The sequence below is a fragment of the Bradyrhizobium yuanmingense genome (genome assembly GCF_900094575.1).
Lineage (GTDB): Bacteria > Pseudomonadota > Alphaproteobacteria > Rhizobiales > Xanthobacteraceae > Bradyrhizobium > Bradyrhizobium yuanmingense.
In genome coordinates this window covers 1-1031 of record NZ_FMAE01000107.1, presented here as the reverse complement: position 1 = coordinate 1031, position 1031 = coordinate 1, and the positions used below count along the sequence as shown (strand labels likewise).

At 60.4% G+C, this 1031-nt stretch carries 1 protein-coding gene; it reads left to right on the top strand.

Translation table 11 applies throughout. The annotated features are described in order from the left end of the window. The coding region (locus GA0061099_RS39260) for an MFS transporter (RefSeq protein WP_478209852.1) at positions 1 to 619 on the top strand (619 nt) is incomplete at its 5' end. Positions 620 to 1031: the final 412 nt, after the last annotated feature.

Sequence of the window (1031 nt, the reverse complement as noted above, 5' to 3'; positions counted from 1 at the left end):
CGTCATGGTGCTGACTTGGTCGCGATTGCCCCAAATAGCGCAAGCTCAGCGAGGGGTTTTGTTCGTCATGCCGCATGCCATTGTGGTGCTGCTGGCGGTATTAGCAGCGATCACGTTTCTTATTGAGGGAGCCATACTCGACTGGAGCGCCTTGCTGCTGGTGGACCGTGGCCTTGTACCGAAAGCGCAGGGTGGACTCGGCTTCATGCTGTTCTCCATTAGCATGACCGTCGGGCGCCTCGGAGGCGATTCCGTAGTGTCGCGCGTTGGCGACCGCGCGACACTAGTGGTCGGCAGTCTGATGGCCGTCGCGGGTTTTGCGCTTCTGCTGGCCGCCCCAGGCGCCCCCTTCGCGATGGCAGGTTTCCTGCTCATTGGTCTTGGTTCATCGAACCTGGTTCCGATTCTCTTCCGGAGGGCCGGCACTCAGAAGGTAATGCCTGCAGGTCTAGCGGTTGCCGCGATCACCACGGTTGGCTATGCGGGACTCCTCGTTGGACCGGGGTTCGTCGGTTTCCTCGCCAACCTCGCAGGGTTGCCGAGCGCATTTGCGATGTTGGCCGCACTCATGTGTCTGGTCACCCTGTCGGCGCGCAGTGTCACCATCGAGGCGCGCTGAGATCGACGCGCCAGCGACACGCGCAGCTCGGCGGATGGCGGCACAAGCGAGCGCCTTCAGGCGATCGACGATCAGGCAGTGATCCGCCGCTGATGATGCGGAAGGCGCGCCGGCTCAAATTGAGGGGCTTCGCGCTAAACTCCCGAGGTTTTTCGGACCCAATTGTTGGCTCCTCAGTGTTGGCTCTTCACGTCATGGGCCGGGATCCTTTTCGGCTCGGTCGACGTGGCATTCCAGTTTACGCGGTGTCTGCCCGAGAATGTTGCGAACGAAGAAGTTTAGTGTCCTGAACCAACAATTCGCAAGATCACCAAGCCTGAGTTTGGGCGTTGTATCGGCAGAACCGTTCGGTGGAAGCGAGGATGTCGTCGGCGGATTTGGTCCATTTGAGCGGCTTGGGATCGTCGTTGTG